A 22457-nucleotide genomic window follows, 5' to 3' on the forward strand; every position below is an offset into this window, starting at 1 on the left:
AACTTAAGCTACAGCAGTTTTTTCAACAAGGATTTTACCGTTGTAGTAAATGTTACCATCAACAGTATAAGCTCTGTGTGGTAAGTGCACTGCGCCGGTAGTTTGACATGTTGTTAAACCAGGAGCCTCAGCTTTGTAATGCGTTCTGCGCTTATCTCTTCTTGATTTCGAAAATTTCCGTTTTGGATTTGGCATAACTTTCTATTTTATGATCATTTAAATTTTTTGAGTGCATCCCACCGTGGGTCATGCTGCTCGTTGTTTGTTTCACTTTCACCCGATGCAAGTTTATTCAACCGCTCGAGCATTTCTTTATCACAATATGGGGTATTCCCCTCGTCGTTGCACCGCGCAAAAAACGGCACAGCAACGGTTACATATTCATATATTAACCCTGCAACGTTTATTTCAAAATCGTTTTTACGCAAGGTGATGATCTCCTCATCCTCGTCTATTTCTTCTTCGCCAAATTTGGCAATCTGCTGCTCGTGAATATTCACTTGCTGCGGGTACTGCGATAAACACTTATCACAGGTAAGCCCAATGGTACCCGCAATATCAAAAGTAAGGATCAGCATAGTTTCCTGCTTATCCAACTCAACCTTGCACGCAAGGTCGGCTTTTTTTACCAGCGAATAATCGAGCTCTTCGAAAAAAGCATCTGTTATAGCATACTCAAAAAGATGCTTCCCAAGCTTAAGGCCTGTAAAAGGAATCGAATATGTTTTTAACGATTTCAATGAGCGATAATTAGCCCGCAAATGTAGGGATTTTTTCAATAAACCTAAAACGTTTTTTACTAATAGTTTTTACGGGCGTTTTTGGCAGAGAAATGAGGAATAAAAGAGGGAGGAAGGAAGATGGATTAAGGACGATGGACTACCTTTATCACAAGTAGACTTTGTCATATTGAGCGATAGCGAAATATCTTCTGCGGCATTGCATTTTGGGGAGTGAAATGATTTAAATATTCAACGGTCTGTTTTGCTCGTAATGGTTGTTGGTAACAACACCAACAACGGCGATGAAGCCATTGTTAGCAATAACGAAGAAAAAAGGGGCGCTGTCATCCTGAGCTCCGTCGAAGGATAAGGGCAGGCCTTATAAAGCACGCAAAACAAAGTATATGGCTTTGTAAACGAAAGCTATTGCCCATCGGTCGCAACAGCCCCGTGTTTCGCTCATACTGCACAGGCCTTAATCACTGGCCGGTATCCGCTTCACCCGGGTTTAGGTTGAACGGGACGGTGCTTTTCTATTATATTTCTTCTTGCGCGCGTTTACAACGCGTGCTTAAAATTTCCCGGCGTTTGCAACGCCTCTCCAACAAAAAAAGCCTCCCGGATAACTCGGGAGGCTCTTTAACACTACAATATTAAAAACGCTTATTCTTCTATTTTGTAATCGTCCTTACGGGGCATGGTTTCTTTCTTTTCAATCAGGTATGAGGCAAATAAGCCCAAGCCACCAAACACGGCTATCAAACCAAAGTAAATAGCCTCGTTATCACTATCGTTGGCAAAAGCAGTGCGGTCTAACAAGTAAGCTATAAATAAGCCCAAACCTGCGCCAATTAGCAACAACCCCCACTTAAGGTTTTGAAAAGGAGCTGATTGCGCTTTATACCGGCGTGGATCCATCCCCCGCTCTATCATGGCCATGCGCTCACGTTTGTACAAATAAACTATACCAAATATTGTTAAAAACATTACTGTTGGTACTACTATCGGGATTAATATTTCTGGACCTTCCATGACGTTTATATTTTTTAAATTTATTAATTTTTTGTTTGTTTCTCACACACCGCTATTGGCGTATTTGTAGTCTATGACCACACCGTTTTTAAACAGGTTACACCTAATTACACTTTTTTTATTTTATTTTTGAAGATAGAGGCAAGAGCCAAGAAACAGGAAACAAGATCATTGGCGACAGCCCGCGTTAGGGATAGCAGTGGAAAGCCCGGAGCGTAGCGAGGACTTGCAACGGATAGCCCGGCCCGCCGATAGGCGGGAACGCCCAAGCTATAAGTGAAGGAGTGAATTGTGAATGAGTGAATAGAAAAACATGAACTCAAAACATTCTATTAATTCTAAAATTCCGAAAACAGCGAAGCACTCTTGAGGACCAATTTAAAACAAATTGAAAACGAAAAATTCTGGTTCACGACAAGAAATCGAGACCATATATAATAATAGTAGCAGTGGCAAGTTGCAGTAGCACTATTAGGATATCAGACAAATGATCGTAGACACCTGTATATTTCGGCTATGATCTATGAACCATCAACTATGAACTACTATCTATAAATAATTCGCACTACCTGTAACCTCAATATAAAAGCTGTCGTCAGAGACCATATACAATGCAAAGTAAGCTCTCGGATATAGAATTGATTGAACAGACTCTTGGTGGAAACCAGGCAGCTTATGCCGATCTTATAAAACGCCATCAACGTTTTGTATTTACGTTGGCTATGCGTTTTGCCAAAAGCCGCGAAGATGCCGAAGAGATAGCACAGGATTGCTTTGTAAAAGCATACAAGTCGCTCTCGAGCTTTCAGCAGCAGTCAAAATTCAGTACTTGGCTTTACAGTATTGTATATACCACCGCCATGACATTTTTGCGTAAAAAACGGGTAGATACTACCTCTATAGACGATGAGAATGTATACCTTCAGGTTGAAGAGCATGGCAGTTTTGAAAATAACCTCGCCGAAAAAAAGTCGAGGTCGTTTTATGTTAACCAGGCTATATCGCAGCTGCTGCCCGATGATGCAACTATAATTACGTTGTTTTATACAGGCGAACAGTCGCTCGAAGAAATTGCCGAAACTTTAGGTATGGAGGCCAATACCGTTAAAGTTAAACTATTTAGGGCCAGGCAGCGTTTGAAAGAGAAATTAGAGAAGCTGTTAAAACACGAAGCTAAAGAACTGATATGAACAGCATAGAAGAAAAACTTTGGAACTATATTGATGGCACCTGCACACCCGATGAGCAGCAGGCTATTAGTATATTAATTGAAACCGACGAGAATTACCGCCGCCAGTACGAGGAGCTGCGTTTACTTAACGCCGAATTTGAAAACATAGAGCTTGAAGAACCACCTATGGCCTTTACCTACCGTGTAATGGAAGCCATACGCACCGAAGAAGCCAGTGTGCCGCTTAAAGCATCCATCAATAAAAACATCATCAGGGGACTATTTGGCGTGTTTACCTTTATTATTGCGTCGGTTTTTATATACGCTTTGTTTACTATTAACTGGAGCGCAGGCAGCACACATGCAGCCAGCTTTAGCGTACCCGACGTAAAACTACCGGTAAGCCTGCCCAACAAAAATATTTTAAGCAGCACCCCGGTATTAAAAGCATTTATATTTTTTGATGTGGTATTTGGCTTATTTTTCCTGGATGCCTACTTGCGCAAACAACGCGCGGCACGCCAACTTTAAGCCAATGTTAGAGAAATGTATACACCAGTGTACAACTTTGTAAACAGTTTGTGTAGAAAATTCTACCATCACATTGTAACGAAATTACACAGTAACGCCTCCTGACAAATTTAGGGGGCGTTTGCTATTAATATGACGTGTTGTGCTGACACAATAACTTTGGTACAGTAATTGTATTACCTTATACGAACTGGCAAACTTGCCGGTTTAATTGTGATAAGGTTTAGGTTGAAAGTCCCCCGGTGCAAGACTGGGGGGCTTTTTATTTATAGCCGTTTTTCCAATACGCAATCACACCCATCTTCACCCAGCGAATTGTCTCTTTATATTTCAGGTTGTTATCCAAAGCATTTTTACGGAAATTTATTTAAAAAGTTATATTGTTTTCATTAATGAAGCCCTCGGTTTACTAATACAATAATAGTTTGCCGCAATGGCAAACACAAGGCATAAAAAAAGAGACACAAAGTATTGTGCCTCTACAGTAGAATATTTTTTTATCGAACGATCTTACTTTCGTTCACCCTTCATTTTTGAGGCAATCTGTACCGCTTCGTAAGCATTTACAATACCGCCGCTTTTGCTTAATGTGGTAAAATCAACACGGTCTTTAGTGCCTGGCTTGTTAACCATAACGCCGTTTAGAGGATGTGCCGATTGCATAATTACCTGTTTCAATTGGCGGGCACTCAGATCTGGGAAGTACTCTAATACCAATGCGGCTACACCTGCGGTTATAGGCGATGAAAAACTGGTACCATCCTCTGTCTCAGTCTCGGCATTAACGGTTACCGAGGTCACCTGTACACCGGGTGCAAATACATCTACATTTTTTTTACCGTAGTTGCTAAAATCAGCTGCTAAAGCCTCGTCGGCTTTCATGCCTGATGCGCCTACGTTAATCACATTATCTGCATCAGTAGCCGATCCATCCAGGAAAGTATCATTCGGGAAATCCTGGTTATCGTCAACATTCTGGCTATCGTTGCCCGATGCCAGCACCAGCAGTACATCATGTGCAGCAGCATATTTAAAAGCAGCATCAACCCAATCCTTATGCGGCGATAGTTTTTTACCGAAGCTCATGTTGATGATTTTAGCACCGTTATTCACTGCATAATAAATCGCGTTAGCCACATCCTTATCATATTCATCCCCATCCGGCGAAGCCACTACCGACATAATGCGCACATTATCAGCCACACCATCAATACCATAACCGTTACCACGAACTGCGCCAATAAACCCTGCCACCATTGTACCGTGGAAAGATTGGTCCATTTTAAGCTGGTTGTTGCCGTAAGGCTTATCGTTCAGTATATCCGGGTTATCGCCTACGGTATGCTTGCGCATATCCAAATCGGGGTTTACATCATTGGTCAATTTGGTTACGTAATCGGTGTAATCTTTTAAAATCTTAACATTGTTGGCATTATCACCTGCGGCAGATAGCGTGGTTGTCCACATATATTTAATATCGCGCAGGGTATCATTGGTGGCTTTAATACGGTTAAGATCTGCCAGGGTGAAGCTTTGGTCGCCTTTTAAATTGAGTGCCCGTTTCACCATAGCACTGGTTTCAACCAGGGCGCTCATAATTGGGGTCAATTGTTTTAACTCGGTATCCGCTTTGTTCACCGTCGAATCGCGCAAGTGCTTTACATGCAGCCAGTAAGTATATTCTTTTTTATCTGTAGCGGTTGATGCCGTAGCCGTAAAGTATTTAGGTTTCAGTCGCTCATATTCGCGCACTTCTTCCGATGTTTCTTTACAGTCGCATTTACCATCGGGGCCACCTATAAAGTTCCAGCCATGTATGTCGTCAATAAAACCGTTTTTATCGTCGTCTTTGCCGTTGCCCTTTTTCTCTTTGATATTAGTCCAAAGTACAGGTTGAAGATCTTTTTGAGCGGTATCAATACCGCTATCAATAGTAGTTACCACTACCGTTTTACTTTTTTTGCCTTTTAAAAACTGATAGGCCTGGTTAAGACTTATACCGTAATAACCATCGGCTTTGGCATCAAGGGCAAACCAGTTGGGAGGCACCGGGGTATCGGCAACCCGGCTTTGTGCACCGGCAGAAAACCACGCTAATAAACTCGAGCAAATAACAATTCCGGTAACACTTTTAGAAAAGAACTTCATTAAATAATTATAATATATAGGTCTACAGATCAAATTTTATTCCCTGAGCCAGTGGCAAATCGGCAGAGTAATTTATGGTATTGGTTTGGCGGCGCATATAAGCTTTCCAGGCATCAGAGCCCGACTCGCGGCCTCCGCCCGTTTCCTTTTCACCACCAAAAGCCCCGCCAATTTCGGCACCCGATGTACCGATGTTCACATTAGCTATACCACAGTCAGAACCCGCGAAGGATAAAAATTGTTCAGCCTCACGCAAATTATTGGTTATAATGGATGACGACAGCCCTTGTGGTACTGCATTTTGCAGTTCAATGGCTTCATCAATAGTATCGTATTTTATTAAATATAGTATCGGCGCAAAGGTTTCGTGCTGCACAATCTCGAAGTAGTTTTCCACTTCGGCAATGCAAGGTTTTACATAGCAGCCAGAGGCGTAGGCATCTCCCGTTAGCACACCACCTTCTACAATAAACTTACCTCCTTGCGCTTTACAGGCTTCTATCGAAGCTAAGTAGGCATTTACAGCATCGTGGTCAATCAGCGGCCCCATGTGGTTATGTTCATCCAATGGGTTACCAATCCTCACCTGCGCATAAGCACTTACTAACTTTTGTTTAAAGGCTTCGTAAATACTTTGATGGATAATCAGCCTGCGCGTTGTAGTACAACGCTGACCGGCGGTACCCACCGCGCCAAACACAGCACCTACCAGGGCAATTTCCATGTTAGCATCCTCGCTAATAATAACTGCATTATTGCCACCAAGTTCTAACAGATATTTACCCAAACGCTGCGCCACGGTAACTGCTACAGCCTTACCCATGCGGGTTGATCCTGTTGCAGAAACCAAAGCCACGCGGGCATCAGCAGCCATTTGCTCACCGATAACGCGATCACCGATTACAAGGCATGATACGCCCTCGGCTATATTATTCGCTGCAAACACTTGTTGAACTATATGTTGACAAGCAATTGCTGTTAGTGGCGTTTTTTCTGATGGTTTCCAGATGCATACGTTACCGCAGATCCAGGCCAGCATGGCATTCCAGCTCCAAACCGCAACCGGGAAATTAAATGCCGAGATAATCCCTACCACACCCAGCGGATGATATTGATCGTACATGCGGTGGTTAGCCCTTTCAGAAGCCATGGTGTTACCATACAACTGGCGGCTTAAACCAACGGCAAAATCGCAGATATCAATCATCTCCTGTACTTCGCCCCAGCCCTCTTGTAAGCTTTTGCCCATTTCGTAGGATACGAGCTTGCCTAACTGGTCTTTATTTTCGCGCAGCGCTTCACCAATCTGGCGTACAATTTCGCCGCGTTTAGGGGCTGGCAGGGTGCGCCATTGTTTAAAGGCATCTGTTGCTTTATCGGCAACTTTGTTATAATCGGCAGAGGTAGCCATGGTAACGGCTGCTATTTTTTTACCATCAACCGGCGAAATAATATCCTTTATAAAAGTAACCTCACTGCTGCCCCAGGTAGCACCTGTACTAAAAGCAGGGTTTGCTTCGTTTATATTAATATTAAAATGACTAAGAACTGCTGCGATATCAACCATAACAATAATTTTCTTCAAAGGTAAACATCTGCCACAGGCATCCTATATGTTAGTTAATTTTTAAAGTTATTAACGCAATAAATAGGGTCTTAATATCAATCACTTATAAAACTTCGTGTTGAAAACGTTTATATGTTGAAAACTTAATTGTTTGGTTAGGGTCTTATAATTGTAATTTAATTGCTGAAAAGTGAAATCAGATGTCACTTTTCGTGATATTGCCAGTCTTAGTATTAAAACCTATCGGATGGAAGAAGAATTTGAATTCGGTTTTACCGAGGATCCTAAGTTTTCCGTTGAGAGATACGAGGAAATGATCCGCAACCAAGATCAGTACTTTTTCGATGCACAGGCCTTTGAAAACATTATTGATTATTATATAGAGAAGAACGATCCGGCAAAGGCTTTACAGGTAGTAGAATACGCCCGCAACCAGCACCCCTTCGCAGCTATCTTTTTAATTAAACAAGCACAGCTGTTGGTAGTAACCAACCGCATGAGCGAAGCATTTAGCGCGTTGGATAAAGCCGAAATGCTGGAAGCATCAGAAGCTGATATTTACATCATCAGGGGTAACCTGTATGAAAATATGGAGCGCTTTGCCGAAGCGCTCGAGAACTATGAAAAGGCCCTTGATATGGCCGAAGAGAAAGATGACATACTGTTGCACATTGCCTACGTTTACCAAAACATGGGCGACTATGAGAGCGCTATCTCTTACCTTAAACGTTGTTTAGAGCATAACATGGAAAACCAGGATGCCCTTTATGAACTGGCTTTCTGTTATGATGTAATGGACAACCAGCAGGAGAGCGTGCAGTTTTACATGCAGTATATCGATAACGAACCATATAGCTATGCGGCCTGGTATAACCTAGGTAATGCCTACACCAAGCTTGGTTTGTTTGAAAAAGCGATTGATGCTTACGATTATGCTATATTAATTAAGGACAGCTTTGCATCGGCCTACTTTAATAAAGGTAATGCTTTGGTTAACCTCGAAAAATTTGCAGAGGCTATTGAGGTTTACCGACAGACTTTTGAGTACGAACAACCCAACGGCGATACTTATTGCGCCATTGGCGAGTGCTACGAAAAACTGGAGCAAATGGACGAGGCCCGTTCTTTCTACAAAAAATCGGTTAGGCTTGACCCTAAACTGGCTGATGCCTGGTTTGGTATTGGTGTAACGCTCGATTTTGAAGAACGCTATTTCGAAGCCCTGCACTTTTACAAAAAAGCGCTGGATATTGATGCCCTTAACCCCGACTACTGGTTTGCCATTGCCGATGCCGAATATAAGCTTGGCCACCTCGACAAGGCAGAAGAAGCTTACGAAAAAGTAGTTGAAATGAACCCGCTTGATGTTGATGCATGGCTGGATTATTCGTCTATCCTGTATGAGCAAGAGCGTTTGGTTGATGCCATCGAGGTAATGTCGCAGGCCATTAAGAACAATCCCGAAGCAGCAGAGCTTTACTACCGCATGGTAGCTTACCTGTTTGCCAAAGGCGAGTATAACGAAGCTTTATCTCAACTAGAAACTGCTTTAAGTACAGATCCGGAGAAACACTATATTTTGTTCGATTATTTGCCTCAGCTGCAAAAGAATAAGATCATAGTGGACATTATTGCCCGCTATATGAATTAATTGTCATCAATATATTAAAAAACCAAACCTGTTTTAAGGTTTGGTTTTTTTTATGACCTTTGCGCCGATAGTACTTTTTGTTATAGCTTATAACTACATTAATTTAACGATGAATTACCATTTAAATAACTTACCCGAACGCACAGCGAAACCAAGAGAAAGCGGAATGACCATGATGATGGATAAAGGGCTTAGCTTACGCCAGGTTGAAGATTTTATTGAAGTAAGCGGTGCCTATACCGACATTGTTAAACTGGGCTGGGCAACATCATTTGTTACCCCTAACCTGGACGAAAAGTTAAAGCTATACCGCGATGCAGGCATCCCGGTTTATTTCGGCGGTACTTTGTTCGAAGCATTTATTATCCGCGGCCAGTATGACGATTTTTGCCGTACGCTCGATCGTTATAAAATGGAGCATTGCGAGGTTTCTGATGGCTCAATCACCATTCCGCATGATGAAAAATGTGAATACATCAGCAAACTGGCTAAACAGGTAACTGTAATATCTGAAGTAGGATCTAAGGACGTTACCAAGATCTTCGCACCATATAAATGGATCCAGTTAATGGAGGCCGAACTGCAGGCCGGTTCATGGAAAGTAATTGCCGAAGCACGCGAAAGCGGCAACGTAGGCATTTACCGCGACTCAGGCGAAGTACGTCAGGGCTTGGTTGATGAGATCCTAACTAAGATACCGCAGGATACCATTATCTGGGAAGCCCCGCAAAAGGCACAGCAGGTATGGTTTATTAAATTGTTAGGCGCTAATGTAAACCTGGGTAATATTGCCACCAATGATGTTATCCCATTGGAGACATTACGTTTAGGGATTAGAAGCGATACTTTCGATCATTTTATTAATTTGTAACACAGATTCTCACTAATTAAAACGAATTACACGAATTGATTTGCGTACTATAAAATTTGTGTAATTCGTTTTAATCGAAATAATTCGTGTTATCGTAATTAATTCGTGTTATGTCATTCGTGTAATTCGTTCTAATCCGTGAACATTAGTGGGTAATCTTTATCTTTACCGCTATAGCTTTAGGCTTAAAAGTATCAATTATATGAAAACATACGGGATTATTGGCTACCCGCTTTCGCATTCGTTCTCGCAGAAGTTTTTTACAGACAAGTTTGAGCTGGAGAAAATTGAGGGTGTTAGATATGATGTTCACCCGCTCGAATCATTGGGCGATTTTGACGAACTACTGAACAAGCATTCTACCCTATGCGGTTTAAACGTTACCATACCCCACAAGGTTGAGGTAATGAAATATTTAGACTGGGTTAGTGTAGAAGCCAAAGAAATTGGCGCAGTAAACTGCATCCGCATAGCCAAAGAAAGCCCTGTAACCGCAGCCCTAACCGGCGAACTTGGCATTGAAGGTAAAAACTTTATGCTCGAAGGATTTAATACCGATGCTTATGGTTTCGAAGCCTCATTAAAACCACTGCTTACATCGGCTCATGATAAAGCCTTAATATTAGGCGACGGCGGTGCAGCCAAGGCTGTAAAATTTGTATTGCGCAAACTGAACATCCCTTTTACAACTGTTGTACGCAAACCAACCCCTGGTTGTGTATTGTATGAAGATTTAACAGCAGAGTTAATTGAGGAGCATAAACTCATTATTAATACAACACCTGTTGGCACCAGCCCAGATGTAGATGCTTGTCCACCGATACCTTACCAATACATTGGCCAAAGCCATTTACTATACGACCTGATTTACAATCCGGCAGTCACTAAATTTCTAAAAAACGGAATAGACCAGGGAGCAGCCATAAAAAATGGATATGAAATGTTAGTATTGCAGGCAGAAAAATCATGGGAAATATGGAATTCAAAAGCACTGCATCCGTAGGCATTAAATTACTTTGCATTGCTGTACTGTTTATAGCTGGCTGCGGAAATAATCACGATTATTCGCCCAAGCCGCGTGGTTTTTATCGCATTAAATTTCCTAAAAAAGAATACCAGGAGTACACAGGTGGTTGCCCCATTAGCTTTACCTATCCAAAATATGCAAAGCTGGAGCCCGATTTGTCGCGCGGTGCAAAACCATGCTGGTTAAATATGCAGTTCCCCGAATTTCATGGCACGCTGCATTTAAGCTACCAGCCCGTTACTTCTAAAAAAGTATTTAATGAGCTGGTTGAGGATGCCCGCACTTTTGCCTTTAAGCACACGGTTAAAGCCACATCTATAGATGAAGGCGTTATCCACTACCCCGACCGTAAGGTATACGGCATTTATTACACCATTGATGGCAACGCGGCATCATCGGCCCAATTTTATTTAACCGATAGTACGAAGAATTATCTGCGCGGTGCGCTCTACTTCAACTCAGAACCACGCTTGGATTCTATACAACCCGTTTTAGATTTTGTGAAGAAAGATGTGGATGTGATGATTAAGAGTTTTAAGTGGAAAGGGAAGTAAGAACAACAACGCACGTCATTGCGAGGAGGTACGACGAAGCAATCCCCGACCTACATAGCACTGACTTTAATTTCGCATAGACTACGACGAGATTGCCACGCTGGCGCTCGCAATGACAAATTAGAGAAACACCATGTCTACAGTAAAATCATTTACCAACAACCCATACCAGGAAAACACCTATCTGCTCTACGATGAAACCGGCGAATGCGCCATCATTGATCCGGGTATGGAAACCGGTGCAGAGCAAAATGTGGTGGTAAACTTCATCAAGAATAATAACCTGAAACCGGTATTGCTGTTAAATACACATTGCCATATCGATCATATTTTAGGCAATAAATTCGTGTTCGAACAATATGGCCTTAAACCACAATTTCACGAAGGCGAACAATTTGTGATGGATGCCATGGTTAACTGGGCGCAAGAGTCAGGGATCAGATATGATCTTTCACCAATACCGGATACCTATCTGCCAGAAAGCGGCGAAGTTAAATTTGGCAATACAACTTTAGAGTTAATATTCGCCCCCGGCCACTCCCCTGCGCATTTATGTTTTTACGATAAAGCGGATAAAATTGTAATCGGTGGCGATGTGCTATTTCGCAATAGCATTGGCCGTACAGATTTGCCGGGCGGCAACCATCAGCAACTGATAAAAAACATCGAGGAAAAACTTTTTACCCTGCCCGATGATTGTACCGTATATCCAGGCCACGGCCCCGAAACAACTATTGGTTATGAGAAAGAAACTAATCCGTTCTTTTAGCCCCCCCCGCCCCCTAAAGGGGAGGCTTGGAAACTTTTGCTCCCCCTTTAGGGGGTTGGGGGGCTCCGCTTGAATACATCTGTTTATATAGCGAAGCGGTACCTCTTTTCTGTTAAAAAGATGCATGCCATTAATATTATTTCGGGCATATCCATGCTCGGGGTATTTATTGGCAGTGCTGCGCTTATCCTTATTTTGTCGGTGTTCAATGGGTTAGAACGGGTGATCCTTTCGCTCTATAACAACTTTACGCCCGAGCTAAAGATTGAACCCAAACTGGGCAAAACATTTGAGGCCGAGGGTTCTATATTTAACGATCTGCGTAATAACTCCAAAGTATTATCCTACACCGAAGTATTGCAGGAACGCGCCCTGCTGCGCTATGGTGACCGCCAGGTAATTGCCACCATGAAAGGTGTAAGCAATGATTTTCTTAAAAACCCGCGATTAGACAGTACCATTATTAAAGGTTCATTTATGCTCGATTTCCGAGGGCAGCCTACTGCGGTTATCGGTGCAACCATACAGGGTAGTTTAGGTGTAAATGTAAGCGATATATTAAGTCCGATACAGGTGTACTCGCCAAGTCGCAAGGCTTCGGTTAGTAGCATAAACCCAGCCGACGAGTTTACTGTGCGCTACGTTTACCCAGCCGGGATATTCTCTGTTCAGCAGGATTTTGATGACATGGTGATTGTTCCCCTCGGCTTTATGCGCAACCTGCTCGATCAGCCTACGCAAGTATCGGCAGTGGAGCTAAATTTTAAACCCGGCACAGATATCAATGCCATAGAAAAAGACGTTAAAGACAGGATTGGTACAGATAAGTACACCGTTAAAAACCGCTACGAACAAAATACGTTATTGTATAAATTGTTACATTCAGAAAAGTGGGCAGTTTTTTTAATACTCAGTTTTGTGTTGGTTATTGCTATCTTTAATATAATTGGCTCATTAACCATGCTGGTTATTGATAAGAAAAAGGATATTGCCATACTAAACAGCCTGGGCGCAAAGCCCCGTTTAATCCAGGGAATATTTTTTTACGAAGGGATGATGATTTCCCTGGTGGGCTGTATAGGCGGTATGCTGGCCGGATTAATTTTCGGGCTATTACAGCAAAAATATGGCTTCATAAGCATGGGTGGTGGTTTAACCGTTGTAAATGCCTACCCTGTTAATTTTAAAATAACTGATTTTATATTGGTTTTTTTAACCGTAACAGGCATCGCCGTAATAGCATCGGGCATTAGTGCCCGATTAAGTGTTAAAGGACTAAATGAATTTAAACAGGATTTATAAATTTGCTGCATGCAGTTAAGGCTGATCAAATATTTTACGCTCCTCTTTGTTGTTTTTCTGTGCTCGTGCGGCCGGAAATCTGGCAGCGGCGACAGTACGGTGTACAAAGGCCTTTATAGCTTTGGGCCCGATGCTAAATCATTTAAAGATTGTGATAACGGCGGACGCGAGTACTGGGTTACCGACGAATCGGCTAAATTGGAGCTGCAATATTCACAAATGAATATTGAGAAACCTTATGTACCTGTTTATGTAGAAATAGAGGGTGAGAAGGTAAAATCGGGAAAAGAAGGCATGGGTGCCGAATTTGACAGCACCATTGTTGTAAAGAAATTAATAAAAATAACCAAAGAAATACCGCAGGATATGTGCAATTAAGAGGCTGAAGGACGAAAGATAAAAGGACCAAGGATCTCACTGGGTAAACTTTTTACTTTTCACCTTTAACTTTTAACCTATCACTACTTGCCTAATTATATAAACCCTATGGAATCAAAACGTCAACAAAAATTTGCCGGAATTATACAGGAAGATCTGGCCGCTATATTTCAGCGCGAGGGTATGAATTATTTACCTAACACCCTGGTTACCATAACCAAGGTACGCGTTACGCCCGATCTGGCAATTGCACGTGTGTTCCTGAGTTTTTTTAACAACGCCAATGCGCAAACATCGCTTGCTACGGTTAAACAACACGCATCAGAAATTCGCTATAAACTGGGTGCACGCATTAAAGACCACGCAAGGATAGTCCCTCAACTCGAATTCTTTATTGATGATACCAACGAGTATGTGGAGCGTATGGACAAGATCTTCGACAAAATAAGCAAAGAAGACCGCCAACCGGATACCGACAGCGAATAAATTTCATGGACAAACATTGGCAGTTAAACAACTACATTACCAAGCACCCCGATGCTATCAGTAAAGTTGTAGCGTTTAACCCGGTGGTCGATCATTTTTTTCACTTCAACTTTACCGAAACTAACACCGAATTGAGCGGTGCTGATGTTGCTAATACCGAAAAGTTCAGCAAGTATATCAACTCGGAATTAGAGCATCATAATTGCCGCCTGGGTATTGGTGGCTATATGGAACACCGCACCATTTACCAGCGCAGTGTTTTGTTTGATGACTATGAGGAGCCACGTACCCTGCATCTGGGGGTAGATATTTGGGGGCCTGCCGGCACTCACGTTTATGCACCACTGGCAGGTAAAATTCACAGCTTCCAGGATAATAATCATTTTGGTGACTACGGCCCCACCATCATCTTAGAACATGATCTTGATGGCTTAACACTTTATAGCCTTTACGGACATTTGAGCCGGGCAAGTTTAAATGGCTTAAAGGTTGGCCACATTATCCAGTCAGGTCAAAAAATAGCCGAGCTCGGGCATGCCGATGAAAATGGCGATTGGCCACCTCACCTGCATTTTCAGCTCATGTTCGACCTGCAGGGCAAAAGCGGCGACTATCCCGGCGTAGGCAAATTCTCCGAGAAAGAAGCCCTGATCTTAAACATTCCCGATCCGAATCTGATTTTACAAATTCCTGTAGCAACTATCGTCGGCTAAAAGCGTTATATTGGTATATATCTCTTTGCCATGCGTTTACGATTATTCATTTTATTGGCGCTTATTTTTGCTGCCTTTATTAAGGTTAATGCACAGCCTCAATTTAAGGGCGGGCAACAAGCATTAGACCAATTTTTAAGCAACAATATTGTCTATCCCGAATATTCGCGTCAAAACTGCATCCCTGGTACAATCAAAGTAAAGTTTAGGCTGGATAGTCTTGGTAAGGTGAGTGAGGCTTCGGCAATTGATGGCTTGGGCATTGATCTGGACGACGAGGCCGTTCGCGTTATTAAAATGACGTCGGGCAAATGGCAGCTACCTGCTAATTATAGCACCAACAATAATATTGTTTTACCTATCCGTTTTGTGCCGGATAACGCTCGTTGTGCCAACGCCACAAACGCAAGTATTAATGCTGCTATAGCCAACTATCAATCCCGTCAGGAACTACAAAACGCCGTTACCAATTATTACAAAAACAAATACATCGGCAAGGCCGATACTACCAAAGAAACCCAGATCATCATCCTTAAAAAACAATTGGGTTACGATGATGACTTTATTGCCGATGTTTTAGAACAGGCCAGCAAGAAGTTAAAGCAAGGCGATAAAGATGGCGCTTGTGAAGACTGGGATTTTATCCACAACATAGGTAGCGACAGGGCTGATGAATTGATTAAGAAGTACTGCTCTGGGAAATAGAATCAAGGGACAAGAATCAACACATTTTTTTGTAGAGACACAACACCTTGTGTCTCGCTGCATACAAGCATCCTATCTTAAAAGAGACACAAAGTATTGTGTTTCTACGGTGCAATAAAAAGCCCTCCCTTTCGGGGAGGGTTGGGAGGGGTTCTACACCAATCCCAACCCTTGATACTGTTTCCCCAAAATATCACTATTATTTACATCCAGCCATTTATCCAATACATTGGCGTAAACATCACGAAAGTCTACCTTGTATTTTAAATCGCCATTTTCCAGGTCGGCTAAATCGGGCGCATCATTAAAAATGCCAGGCTTTTGCAGTTTGCCACCAAATAAAAATACATTACTTGCTGTGCCATGGTCGGTACCTGCGCTGGCATTTTCTTCTACGCGGCGGCCAAATTCAGAGAAGGTCATAATCAGGGTATCGTCCAGTTTACCGGTTTGTTTCAGGTCTTTCACAAAAGCGGCAACGGCATCGGCATACGTTTTTAATACCCTGCCCTGCTGCCCTTGCTGGCCGGCATGCGTATCAAACCCTCCCAACGATACATAATAAACCCTCGTCTCTAATCCCGAATTAATAAACTTCGATACATTCTTTAACTGGTAGCCAATACCTGTAGCCGGATATTGCGCTGTTACATTATAAGTTTTAGAAGTTTGCTGTATATAGTTAGCCGATGAGTAAGTTTCAATCATCGTTTTATACAGATAACCCAGGTTCTCTTCGCTTAAATGTTGCGCTTCGTGATCGCGCACAATATCTTTAAAGAAGGGCTCGCGTGTGGTTTGGAATAATTTATTGGGGTCTGATACCGCAATGCCTTTCATGTACTCGCCCTTCATAGCCAGTGAAAGGGTATCATCAACCTCCATGGCCGTATATGGGTTCTTTAACGTTTGTCGATTGGCATCAAGGTAACGCCCTATCCAACCAGTAGTTAAAAACTGGTTCGAATCACTTCCTGTTTGCCAAATATCCATCGACCTGAAATGTGACCTATCCGGATTTGGATAGCCTACCGAGTTCACAATCGTCATCCAACCCTGATCATAAAGCTCTTTTAAGGCAGCCAGGTTGGGATTTAGTCCCTGCATATCATTCAGCGTAATTACATCGGGCACCTTAATGCCAATATTTTTACGTTTCTGGTAGTAAATATCGTTGCAGTATGGGATAATGGTATTCAACCCATCATTACCACCCGAAAGCTGGATCACCACCAGGTTTTTGTGCCCGGTAATATCATTTATGGCCAAAGCCTCAAAAGGCTTTAAAAAAGCAGGCAGCATAAACGCGCCCGAGGCCAGCATACTTTTGGTTAAAAAATCTCTTCTTTTCATGGCACAAAAATTTAGCAAAGTTGGTACTCGGGTGTAGATGCTATCTGTATCACCATCGATTTAATATCAGGCGCCTGGTTTACCTCATCAATTACAGCTTGGTTAAGTTTAGGCTCCAGCATAAACTCAGCCACCTGTATCCGGGGCATATCCAGCGGAATATCCTGCAAAAACCGCCCCCAATCGGGCACGGCCTGGGTACGTTTAATTACGTTAAACTGTTGTTTATGTGTAGCGGCTAAAAAGGCTTCATCTTCAGGCGTAGCTTTACCTGTAAAGTCAATAACACCCGCATTTAACAAAGTCGATGCTATTTTAATACGATACATTAATGATGAACTATCAATCCATGCCCTACCGCCCGGCCAGCCTGCCACATTGGGTGGTTTAAATAGTACCTGACCCAGGGTACGTTGAAATTGTAGTAATACATCGGGATTATGGTAATCGATATAAAACTGTCGCGTTAGCGAAACCAGCAATTGTGCAGGCGATTTTATAATTACACCAATGTTCTTATCGTCGTAAAACCAATCGGAAAGAAAAACATATTCAAGCAAAGGTTTTATTTCGTAGTTGGCCTGGTAAAACACATCGGCCATCTGGTTTATGTTCGTTTGATCTGGCGCGTCATTAACCAGGTAACGATATAGCTTGGTGCAAATAAATACGGCAGTTTGTTTATTGCTGAGTATAATATCTATAATATCCTCGCCGCAAAAGTTGGCTGTTTTACCCATAAAGGTTTTCTGGCCATCATCATGGATACGTGGCACAAAGGTGTATTGTGATGTTTTACCATCAAAGTGCCAGCCCGTAAACGACCGGGCCGATTCTTTAATATCCTGCTCGGTATAATGGCCAATGCCCAGGGTAAACAACTCCATCAACTCACGCGCAAAGTTCTCATTTGGGTGCCCCTTTACATTTTGCTGGTTGTTTAAAAATTGAAGCATAGCCGGCGATTGTGAAACCGCCGTTAGCAATGTTTTGAAATTGCCGAGCGCATAAGTGCGCTCTATATTATTAAGCTGTTGCTGATGGTAGGCATTATTAATGTTGCAGGCAAAATGGTTATGCCAAAACAACGTCATCCGTTCGCGTAGCTGGGCATCTGAACTGGCCATTTGTTTCAGCCAAGCTACATTAAGGTCTTTATCCTGTTGGTTGCGATCTTCCTGATTTTTCTTCTTTACTTCAGGATCATTAGTCTTGGGGCGGAGGTCTATATTTTCGGTTACAACTGTAATATGCTGATCGGCTTCCGAGTTTTTGAAAAGCTCTTTAACTTTCTTTCTAATCGAAGCACTCTCATGGTCATGCAGCTCCTTAAACCTGATACCAAAACCAGCTCTCGAATACAGATGTTTTATTTGCCTTGCATTATTCATAGGGGTAGCTATTGAATATATATGACGTTTGTTTTTACAATAGGTTTAAAGCCCTTGATATTTACTACATAAATTTAACTGAATGTGTTTGGATTAACATTAATGAAACCATGCATTTTAATCCTGTGCTGTTGTAATAATCTATAATTTTACGCCCAATGATTTTCGGGCTCGATGAACGCTTAATATTTCCAGATCCATCACTTGCAGAAGATGATGGGCTATTAGCCGTAGGAGGCGATCTTTCTGCAGATCGCCTTCTGCTTGCTTATCAAAACGGCATCTTCCCCTGGTATAGCGATGATACACCCATTCTTTGGTACTCACCCCACCAACGATTCGTGCTTTTTCCGCAGGAACTCAAGATCTCTAAAAGCATGCGGCAGGTACTCCGTTCGGGCAGGTTCAGGGTAACTGTAAACAAGGCATTCCCTTCTGTTATTAAAGCCTGCGCGGCCGCCCCGCGCGAAGGGCAGGATGGCACATGGATAACCAATGAAATGCAGGAGGCTTACATCAATCTAAACCGCCTCGGCCACGCACATTCTTTCGAGGTTTGGGAAAACGATACTTTAGTTGGCGGCTTGTACGGCGTAGCCGTTGGCCATGTTTTTTGTGGCGAAAGCATGTTTAGCCATGTGAGCAATGCCTCTAAAACAGCGCTTATCTATCTCTGTCAAAATAACCCCTACACATTGATAGACTGCCAGGTACCTACCGAACATTTAACATCAATGGGCGCCCGCCTTATTGACCGCTCTGAATACCTTGAGATCTTAAAATCTTAAGTTTTTATCAACAGCGTTTATTGCCCTTACTTATATAAGGAAGGCGAAAACGCCGTTTGTAATCAATCATTTACACTACAGCATAAAATATTTCTTAAACTTTACAGCTCTAAGATTGTCATATATCCGAATTACAAACAACTATGAAAAACACCGGGAGCTTATCAAAAAAACACTCCCGACAGAATTTTAAATTTACCCAAATGAAAAAAATCCTTTTTGTTGCAGTGCTGCTTGTAGGCAGCCTCACAGCTAAATTAGCCGATGCCCAAATAAGCTTTAGCCTTAATATTGGCAGCCAGCCAGAATGGGGCCCAACCGGTTACGACCACGCCGAGTTTTACTACATGCCGGATATCGACACTTATTATGATGTGCCGAATCACCAGTATGTATATCTAAATGGCAATACATGGACCCGTTCAGCATCATTGCCTCCACGTTATGCTAACTATGATGTATACCACGGTTACAAAGCGGTAATTAACCAGCCTACTCCTTGGAGAAATGCTGCTACATACCGTACTAAATTTGCAGGTTATAAAGGCCGTCACGATCAGCAAGTAATTCGCGATAGCCGTGATGCACATTATCAAAACCATTGGAAAGGTGATAACCACAACAATAATGGCAATCATAACGGAAATGGTCATGATAACCATGGCCACGACGATCATCATGATGATCACGGTCACCACAGATAGTCTTTCAGTTAGTTGAAAATAAAAAAAGCTCCCCGGTTCGGGAGCTTTTTTTATGCTCTTTGCTTTAATTTATGGCCGTTAGTGCCTTTTTAATCCCATCCTCATCCTGGTTCAGCACTTCAAAGTAGGCATTATCGCCCCATTTAAACCGCGCAGCAAAAGCTTTGATGTATAATTTGAGATGCGGCTTCGCCAGCCTTATCTCCTGCGAATCCATTTCTTTCAGCGTTCTCGAAGCGTAGATGATAAAATCATACAAACGGTTATCGGTTATATTAAATTGATTAATAAAATCCTGCTGGTTAGTCTGCTTAACTAAATCGGGCTGCATCCTATCTATCACATAGGCGGTAAACAGTTGCTTGTTGGCCAGCTCTCCTATTAATCGCACGTTGGCAATTGTATCTTCGGGTACAAAAACATCGGGCATAATACCGCCGCCGCCGTATACCTTGCGACCCGAATGCGTATAGTATACATGCGACCGAAAGGCACTGTCGGTTAAATTACTTTGTGCCGATGTTAACTCGCCCTTTTGCTGGCGGTTACTTATATCTTTCCGGTAATCATCAATGCCATTTTTGTATGATTTTTGGATACTGCGGCCAGATGGTGTGTAGTATCGCGCCACTGTTAAGTTAAGCGCAGAGCCATCAGCAAACGGGAATTGCTGCTGCACCAAGCCTTTACCATACGAGCGGCGGCCTACAATTACAGCACGGTCCAGATCCTGCAATGCGCCAGCCACAATTTCGCTTGCAGATGCTGAGTATTCATCAATCAGCACCGCAACCTTACCCTCTTGAAACAAGCCCGAGTTGCTAGAGTAATAATTAACCCTTTGCTCGTGCGCGCCCTGCGTGTAAACAATCAGCTGATCTTTAATTAAAAATTCATCGGCCAATGCGGTTGCGGCATCAAGGTAGCCACCTCGGTTACCTCGCAAATCAACAATTAGTTTTTTTACACCCTTTTTCTGCAGTTCGGTAAGCGAAACTCTGAAATCACTATCTGTGGTAGTAGAAAACTTGCTGAGTTTAATATATCCAGCTTGTTTGGTAAGCGGGTAAGCAGCGTCTAAGCTACTTAAAGGCACATGTCCGCGCATCAGCATATAACGCTGTATTTTATCGCTTAACAAGTGTTTTACACTCATTTCTACCTTGTTCCCCGCCGTGCCTCTTATTAATTTATTAATGCTATCAGTACCCAGTTTAACGCCCGATGCTTTTTTGAAGTTAATGGTAATTACGCGGTCGCCGTTAACTATACCAGCCTTACCCGCCGGGCTGCCGGGGTAAACCTGCGATATAAACATAGTATCGCGCAGCAAAACGTACTCAATGCCAATGCCGTTAAAACGGCCCTCCAGGCGCTCGTTAACAGATTGGGCCTGTTGCCTGCGCAGATATACAGAATGCGGGTCGAGCTCTTCCAGCACACTGCTGATGGCTTTGGTTTCTATCGTATCGGTATTAACGGTATCCACATAATGCCGTTTGATGATCAGCAATGCGCTATCTATTTTGTGGTTACCGGCAACCTGCCGGGCTACAAATCCCTGATTATTAATCAGCAAACCTATTGTGATGCCGGCAAGAAGTATAACAACCGTTCTGAAAATTACAGATGCTGTTTGTTTCATTTTTGTTACCTGCAAATTTACGTTGTTGATACTCAAAACATAATTATTTAATTAATTGATAATTCATCTAATTAATTTTTTGTTGAATTTTGTACTAGAGCGATTACATCAATGGAAAACACTACCGAAAAAGACTCCTACTACCAGAATCTCGACCAGATGCCCGTGGCCGAACTGCTACAACACATCAATGAGCAAGACCGTACGGTGCCCGATGCCGTAGCCAAAGCCTTACCACAGCTGGAAGCACTGGTAAACGTGGTTGTAGACCGAATGAGTAATGGCGGACGCTTATTTTACATAGGCGCAGGCACCAGCGGCCGTTTAGGTGTGGTTGATGCTTCTGAATGCCCGCCAACCTACGGTGTTCCGTTTGATTGGGTAGTTGGTATTATCGCCGGTGGCGACGGCGCTATACGCAAAGCGGTTGAGTTTGCCGAAGATGATGCGGAACAAGCCTGGAAAGATTTGCAGGAATTCAATATAAATGATAAAGATGTAGTGGTAGGCATTGCCGCCTCTGGCCGTACACCTTATGTAATTGGCGGCCTAGATACTGCCAATAAAAACGGCGTTGCAACAGGTTGTATTGTATGCAATGCTGGCAGCCCGGTGGCCGAAGTGGCACAGTATCCGGTAGAAATAGTGACTGGTCCGGAGTTTGTAACCGGTTCTACAAGGATGAAAGCCGGTACAGCGCAAAAACTTGCTTTAAACATGCTGAGCACTACCGTGATGATACGCCTTGGCCGGGTAAAAGGTAATAAAATGGTGGATATGCAGTTAACTAATCATAAACTGGTTGATCGCGGTACCCGCATGATTATGAATGAAACCGGCCTCGATGAGGCTACTGCTGCCGGGTTATTACAGCAATATGGCAGCGTACGTAAAGCAGTAGAATTTTATAACGAACAAAAATAGAGTCTCCTCTTTAGGGGAGGTTGGA

The 22457-nt window shown here is 42.7% G+C and carries 23 protein-coding genes; 15 read left to right on the forward strand and 8 right to left on the reverse strand.

What is annotated here, in order from left to right; genetic code table 11:
* Positions 1-3: 3 nt before the first annotated feature.
* The 3 genes from rpmF to PQO05_RS25775 form a co-directional block, all read right to left on the reverse strand.
* Positions 4-195, reverse strand: coding sequence for a 50S ribosomal protein L32 (gene rpmF / locus PQO05_RS25765; RefSeq protein ID WP_273630382.1), 192 nt, complete (start codon positions 193-195; stop codon positions 4-6).
* A gap of 17 nt (positions 196-212) precedes the next feature.
* Entirely contained in the window at positions 213-779 is a 567-nt protein-coding gene (locus tag PQO05_RS25770; protein WP_273630383.1) for a YceD family protein, read from the reverse strand.
* A 606-nt stretch (positions 780-1385) separates the two neighbouring features.
* Positions 1386-1754, reverse strand: coding sequence for a DUF6249 domain-containing protein (locus PQO05_RS25775; protein ID WP_273630384.1), 369 nt, complete (start codon positions 1752-1754; stop codon positions 1386-1388).
* Positions 1755-2365: 611 nt separating this feature from the next.
* On the opposite strand from PQO05_RS25775, the gene PQO05_RS25780 reads away from it, so the two are divergent.
* Positions 2366-2944, forward strand: a complete 579-nt coding sequence (locus PQO05_RS25780; protein ID WP_273630385.1) for an RNA polymerase sigma factor — start codon at positions 2366-2368, stop codon at positions 2942-2944.
* Positions 2941-3456, forward strand: coding sequence for an anti-sigma factor family protein (locus tag PQO05_RS25785; RefSeq protein WP_273630386.1), 516 nt, complete (start codon positions 2941-2943; stop codon positions 3454-3456). Before PQO05_RS25780 ends, PQO05_RS25785 begins: the two co-directional genes overlap by 4 nt.
* 510 nt (positions 3457-3966) lie before the next feature.
* On the opposite strand, the gene PQO05_RS25790 is transcribed toward PQO05_RS25785, so the two are convergent.
* A complete protein-coding gene (locus PQO05_RS25790) occupies positions 3967-5604 on the reverse strand; it encodes a S8 family serine peptidase (RefSeq protein ID WP_273630387.1) in 1638 nt (545 codons plus the stop codon).
* Positions 5605-5626: 22 nt separating this feature from the next.
* Positions 5627-7171: an L-piperidine-6-carboxylate dehydrogenase gene (gene amaB, locus PQO05_RS25795; protein ID WP_273633555.1), complete on the reverse strand. Its 1545-nt coding sequence runs from the start codon at positions 7169-7171 to the stop codon at positions 5627-5629.
* Positions 7172-7418: 247 nt separating this feature from the next.
* On the opposite strand from amaB, the gene PQO05_RS25800 reads away from it, so the two are divergent.
* The 10 genes from PQO05_RS25800 (at position 7419) to PQO05_RS25845 (ending at position 15627) form a co-directional block, all read left to right on the forward strand.
* A complete protein-coding gene (locus tag PQO05_RS25800) occupies positions 7419-8822 on the forward strand; it encodes a tetratricopeptide repeat protein (RefSeq protein ID WP_273633556.1) in 1404 nt (467 codons plus the stop codon).
* 109 nt (positions 8823-8931) lie between these two features.
* Positions 8932-9693: a phosphosulfolactate synthase gene (locus tag PQO05_RS25805; RefSeq protein WP_273630388.1), complete on the forward strand. Its 762-nt coding sequence runs from the start codon at positions 8932-8934 to the stop codon at positions 9691-9693.
* Between the two features lie 202 nt (positions 9694-9895).
* Complete coding sequence (locus tag PQO05_RS25810; protein ID WP_273630391.1) at positions 9896-10696, forward strand: shikimate dehydrogenase family protein; 801 nt, start codon at positions 9896-9898, stop codon at positions 10694-10696.
* A complete protein-coding gene (gene gldD / locus PQO05_RS25815; RefSeq protein WP_273630392.1) occupies positions 10669-11274 on the forward strand; it encodes a gliding motility lipoprotein GldD in 606 nt (201 codons plus the stop codon). The genes PQO05_RS25810 and gldD overlap by 28 nt, the downstream gene beginning before the upstream one ends.
* Before the next feature lie 133 nt (positions 11275-11407).
* A complete protein-coding gene (locus PQO05_RS25820) occupies positions 11408-12043 on the forward strand; it encodes an MBL fold metallo-hydrolase (protein WP_273630393.1) in 636 nt (211 codons plus the stop codon).
* 120 nt (positions 12044-12163) lie between these two features.
* Positions 12164-13345, forward strand: a complete 1182-nt coding sequence (locus PQO05_RS25825) for an ABC transporter permease (protein ID WP_273630394.1) — start codon at positions 12164-12166, stop codon at positions 13343-13345.
* 9 nt (positions 13346-13354) lie between these two features.
* Complete coding sequence (locus PQO05_RS25830; RefSeq protein WP_273630395.1) at positions 13355-13723, forward strand: hypothetical protein; 369 nt, start codon at positions 13355-13357, stop codon at positions 13721-13723.
* Positions 13724-13831: 108 nt separating this feature from the next.
* Positions 13832-14209 (forward strand): 30S ribosome-binding factor RbfA, encoded by a 378-nt coding sequence (gene rbfA / locus PQO05_RS25835; RefSeq protein ID WP_273630396.1) that lies wholly within the window; start codon positions 13832-13834, stop codon positions 14207-14209.
* Between the two features lie 5 nt (positions 14210-14214).
* A complete protein-coding gene (locus PQO05_RS25840) occupies positions 14215-14922 on the forward strand; it encodes a peptidoglycan DD-metalloendopeptidase family protein (protein WP_273630397.1) in 708 nt (235 codons plus the stop codon).
* Between the two features lie 30 nt (positions 14923-14952).
* Positions 14953-15627 carry a TonB family protein gene (locus tag PQO05_RS25845; RefSeq protein ID WP_273630398.1) on the forward strand — a complete coding sequence of 225 codons (675 nt, stop codon included), beginning with the start codon at positions 14953-14955 and terminating at the stop codon, positions 15625-15627.
* Positions 15628-15780: 153 nt separating this feature from the next.
* Here the strand turns inward: PQO05_RS25845 and PQO05_RS25850 are convergent, their stop codons facing one another.
* Entirely contained in the window at positions 15781-16980 is a 1200-nt protein-coding gene (locus tag PQO05_RS25850) for a DUF1501 domain-containing protein (protein ID WP_273630399.1), read from the reverse strand.
* Positions 16981-16991: 11 nt separating this feature from the next.
* The gene (locus tag PQO05_RS25855) at positions 16992-18371 is read right to left on the reverse strand and encodes a DUF1800 domain-containing protein (RefSeq protein ID WP_273630400.1); all 1380 of its coding nucleotides are present in this window, start codon (positions 18369-18371) and stop codon (positions 16992-16994) included.
* A 158-nt stretch (positions 18372-18529) separates the two neighbouring features.
* On the opposite strand from PQO05_RS25855, the gene aat reads away from it, so the two are divergent.
* Positions 18530-19159, forward strand: a complete 630-nt coding sequence (gene aat, locus PQO05_RS25860) for a leucyl/phenylalanyl-tRNA--protein transferase (protein ID WP_273630401.1) — start codon at positions 18530-18532, stop codon at positions 19157-19159.
* Between the two features lie 203 nt (positions 19160-19362).
* Positions 19363-19863: a hypothetical protein gene (locus PQO05_RS25865; protein WP_273630402.1), complete on the forward strand. Its 501-nt coding sequence runs from the start codon at positions 19363-19365 to the stop codon at positions 19861-19863.
* Between the two features lie 64 nt (positions 19864-19927).
* On the opposite strand, the gene PQO05_RS25870 is transcribed toward PQO05_RS25865, so the two are convergent.
* Positions 19928-21508, reverse strand: a complete 1581-nt coding sequence (locus tag PQO05_RS25870) for a S41 family peptidase (RefSeq protein ID WP_273630403.1) — start codon at positions 21506-21508, stop codon at positions 19928-19930.
* 111 nt (positions 21509-21619) lie between these two features.
* Here PQO05_RS25870 and murQ point away from each other — a divergent pair, with 111 nt between their 5' ends.
* Positions 21620-22432, forward strand: a complete 813-nt coding sequence (murQ, locus tag PQO05_RS25875; RefSeq protein WP_273630405.1) for an N-acetylmuramic acid 6-phosphate etherase — start codon at positions 21620-21622, stop codon at positions 22430-22432.
* The last annotated feature ends 25 nt before the right edge of the window (positions 22433-22457 follow it).

The sequence above is a fragment of the Mucilaginibacter jinjuensis genome (assembly GCF_028596025.1).
GTDB classification, from domain to species: Bacteria; Bacteroidota; Bacteroidia; order Sphingobacteriales; family Sphingobacteriaceae; genus Mucilaginibacter; species Mucilaginibacter jinjuensis.

What these genes read in the sequence shown, in the direction of transcription:
- rpmF (WP_273630382.1), bottom strand. Translation starts at nt 195, where the DNA reads ATGCCAAATCCAAAACGGAAATTTTCGAAATCAAGAAGAGATAAGCGC.
- PQO05_RS25775 (WP_273630384.1), bottom strand. Translation starts at nt 1,754, where the DNA reads ATGGAAGGTCCAGAAATATTAATCCCGATAGTAGTACCAACAGTAATG.
- PQO05_RS25780 (WP_273630385.1), top strand. Translation starts at nt 2,366, where the DNA reads ATGCAAAGTAAGCTCTCGGATATAGAATTGATTGAACAGACTCTTGGT.
- PQO05_RS25785 (WP_273630386.1), top strand. Translation starts at nt 2,941, where the DNA reads ATGAACAGCATAGAAGAAAAACTTTGGAACTATATTGATGGCACCTGC.
- PQO05_RS25790 (WP_273630387.1), bottom strand. Translation starts at nt 5,604, where the DNA reads ATGAAGTTCTTTTCTAAAAGTGTTACCGGAATTGTTATTTGCTCGAGT.
- amaB (WP_273633555.1), bottom strand. Translation starts at nt 7,171, where the DNA reads ATGGTTGATATCGCAGCAGTTCTTAGTCATTTTAATATTAATATAAAC.
- PQO05_RS25800 (WP_273633556.1), top strand. Translation starts at nt 7,419, where the DNA reads ATGGAAGAAGAATTTGAATTCGGTTTTACCGAGGATCCTAAGTTTTCC.
- PQO05_RS25805 (WP_273630388.1), top strand. Translation starts at nt 8,932, where the DNA reads ATGAATTACCATTTAAATAACTTACCCGAACGCACAGCGAAACCAAGA.
- PQO05_RS25810 (WP_273630391.1), top strand. Translation starts at nt 9,896, where the DNA reads ATGAAAACATACGGGATTATTGGCTACCCGCTTTCGCATTCGTTCTCG.
- gldD (WP_273630392.1), top strand. Translation starts at nt 10,669, where the DNA reads ATGGAATTCAAAAGCACTGCATCCGTAGGCATTAAATTACTTTGCATT.
- PQO05_RS25820 (WP_273630393.1), top strand. Translation starts at nt 11,408, where the DNA reads ATGTCTACAGTAAAATCATTTACCAACAACCCATACCAGGAAAACACC.
- PQO05_RS25825 (WP_273630394.1), top strand. Translation starts at nt 12,164, where the DNA reads ATGCATGCCATTAATATTATTTCGGGCATATCCATGCTCGGGGTATTT.
- PQO05_RS25830 (WP_273630395.1), top strand. Translation starts at nt 13,355, where the DNA reads ATGCAGTTAAGGCTGATCAAATATTTTACGCTCCTCTTTGTTGTTTTT.
- rbfA (WP_273630396.1), top strand. Translation starts at nt 13,832, where the DNA reads ATGGAATCAAAACGTCAACAAAAATTTGCCGGAATTATACAGGAAGAT.
- PQO05_RS25840 (WP_273630397.1), top strand. Translation starts at nt 14,215, where the DNA reads ATGGACAAACATTGGCAGTTAAACAACTACATTACCAAGCACCCCGAT.
- PQO05_RS25845 (WP_273630398.1), top strand. Translation starts at nt 14,953, where the DNA reads ATGCGTTTACGATTATTCATTTTATTGGCGCTTATTTTTGCTGCCTTT.
- PQO05_RS25850 (WP_273630399.1), bottom strand. Translation starts at nt 16,980, where the DNA reads ATGAAAAGAAGAGATTTTTTAACCAAAAGTATGCTGGCCTCGGGCGCG.
- PQO05_RS25855 (WP_273630400.1), bottom strand. Translation starts at nt 18,371, where the DNA reads ATGAATAATGCAAGGCAAATAAAACATCTGTATTCGAGAGCTGGTTTT.
- aat (WP_273630401.1), top strand. Translation starts at nt 18,530, where the DNA reads ATGATTTTCGGGCTCGATGAACGCTTAATATTTCCAGATCCATCACTT.
- PQO05_RS25865 (WP_273630402.1), top strand. Translation starts at nt 19,363, where the DNA reads ATGAAAAAAATCCTTTTTGTTGCAGTGCTGCTTGTAGGCAGCCTCACA.
- PQO05_RS25870 (WP_273630403.1), bottom strand. Translation starts at nt 21,508, where the DNA reads ATGAAACAAACAGCATCTGTAATTTTCAGAACGGTTGTTATACTTCTT.
- murQ (WP_273630405.1), top strand. Translation starts at nt 21,620, where the DNA reads ATGGAAAACACTACCGAAAAAGACTCCTACTACCAGAATCTCGACCAG.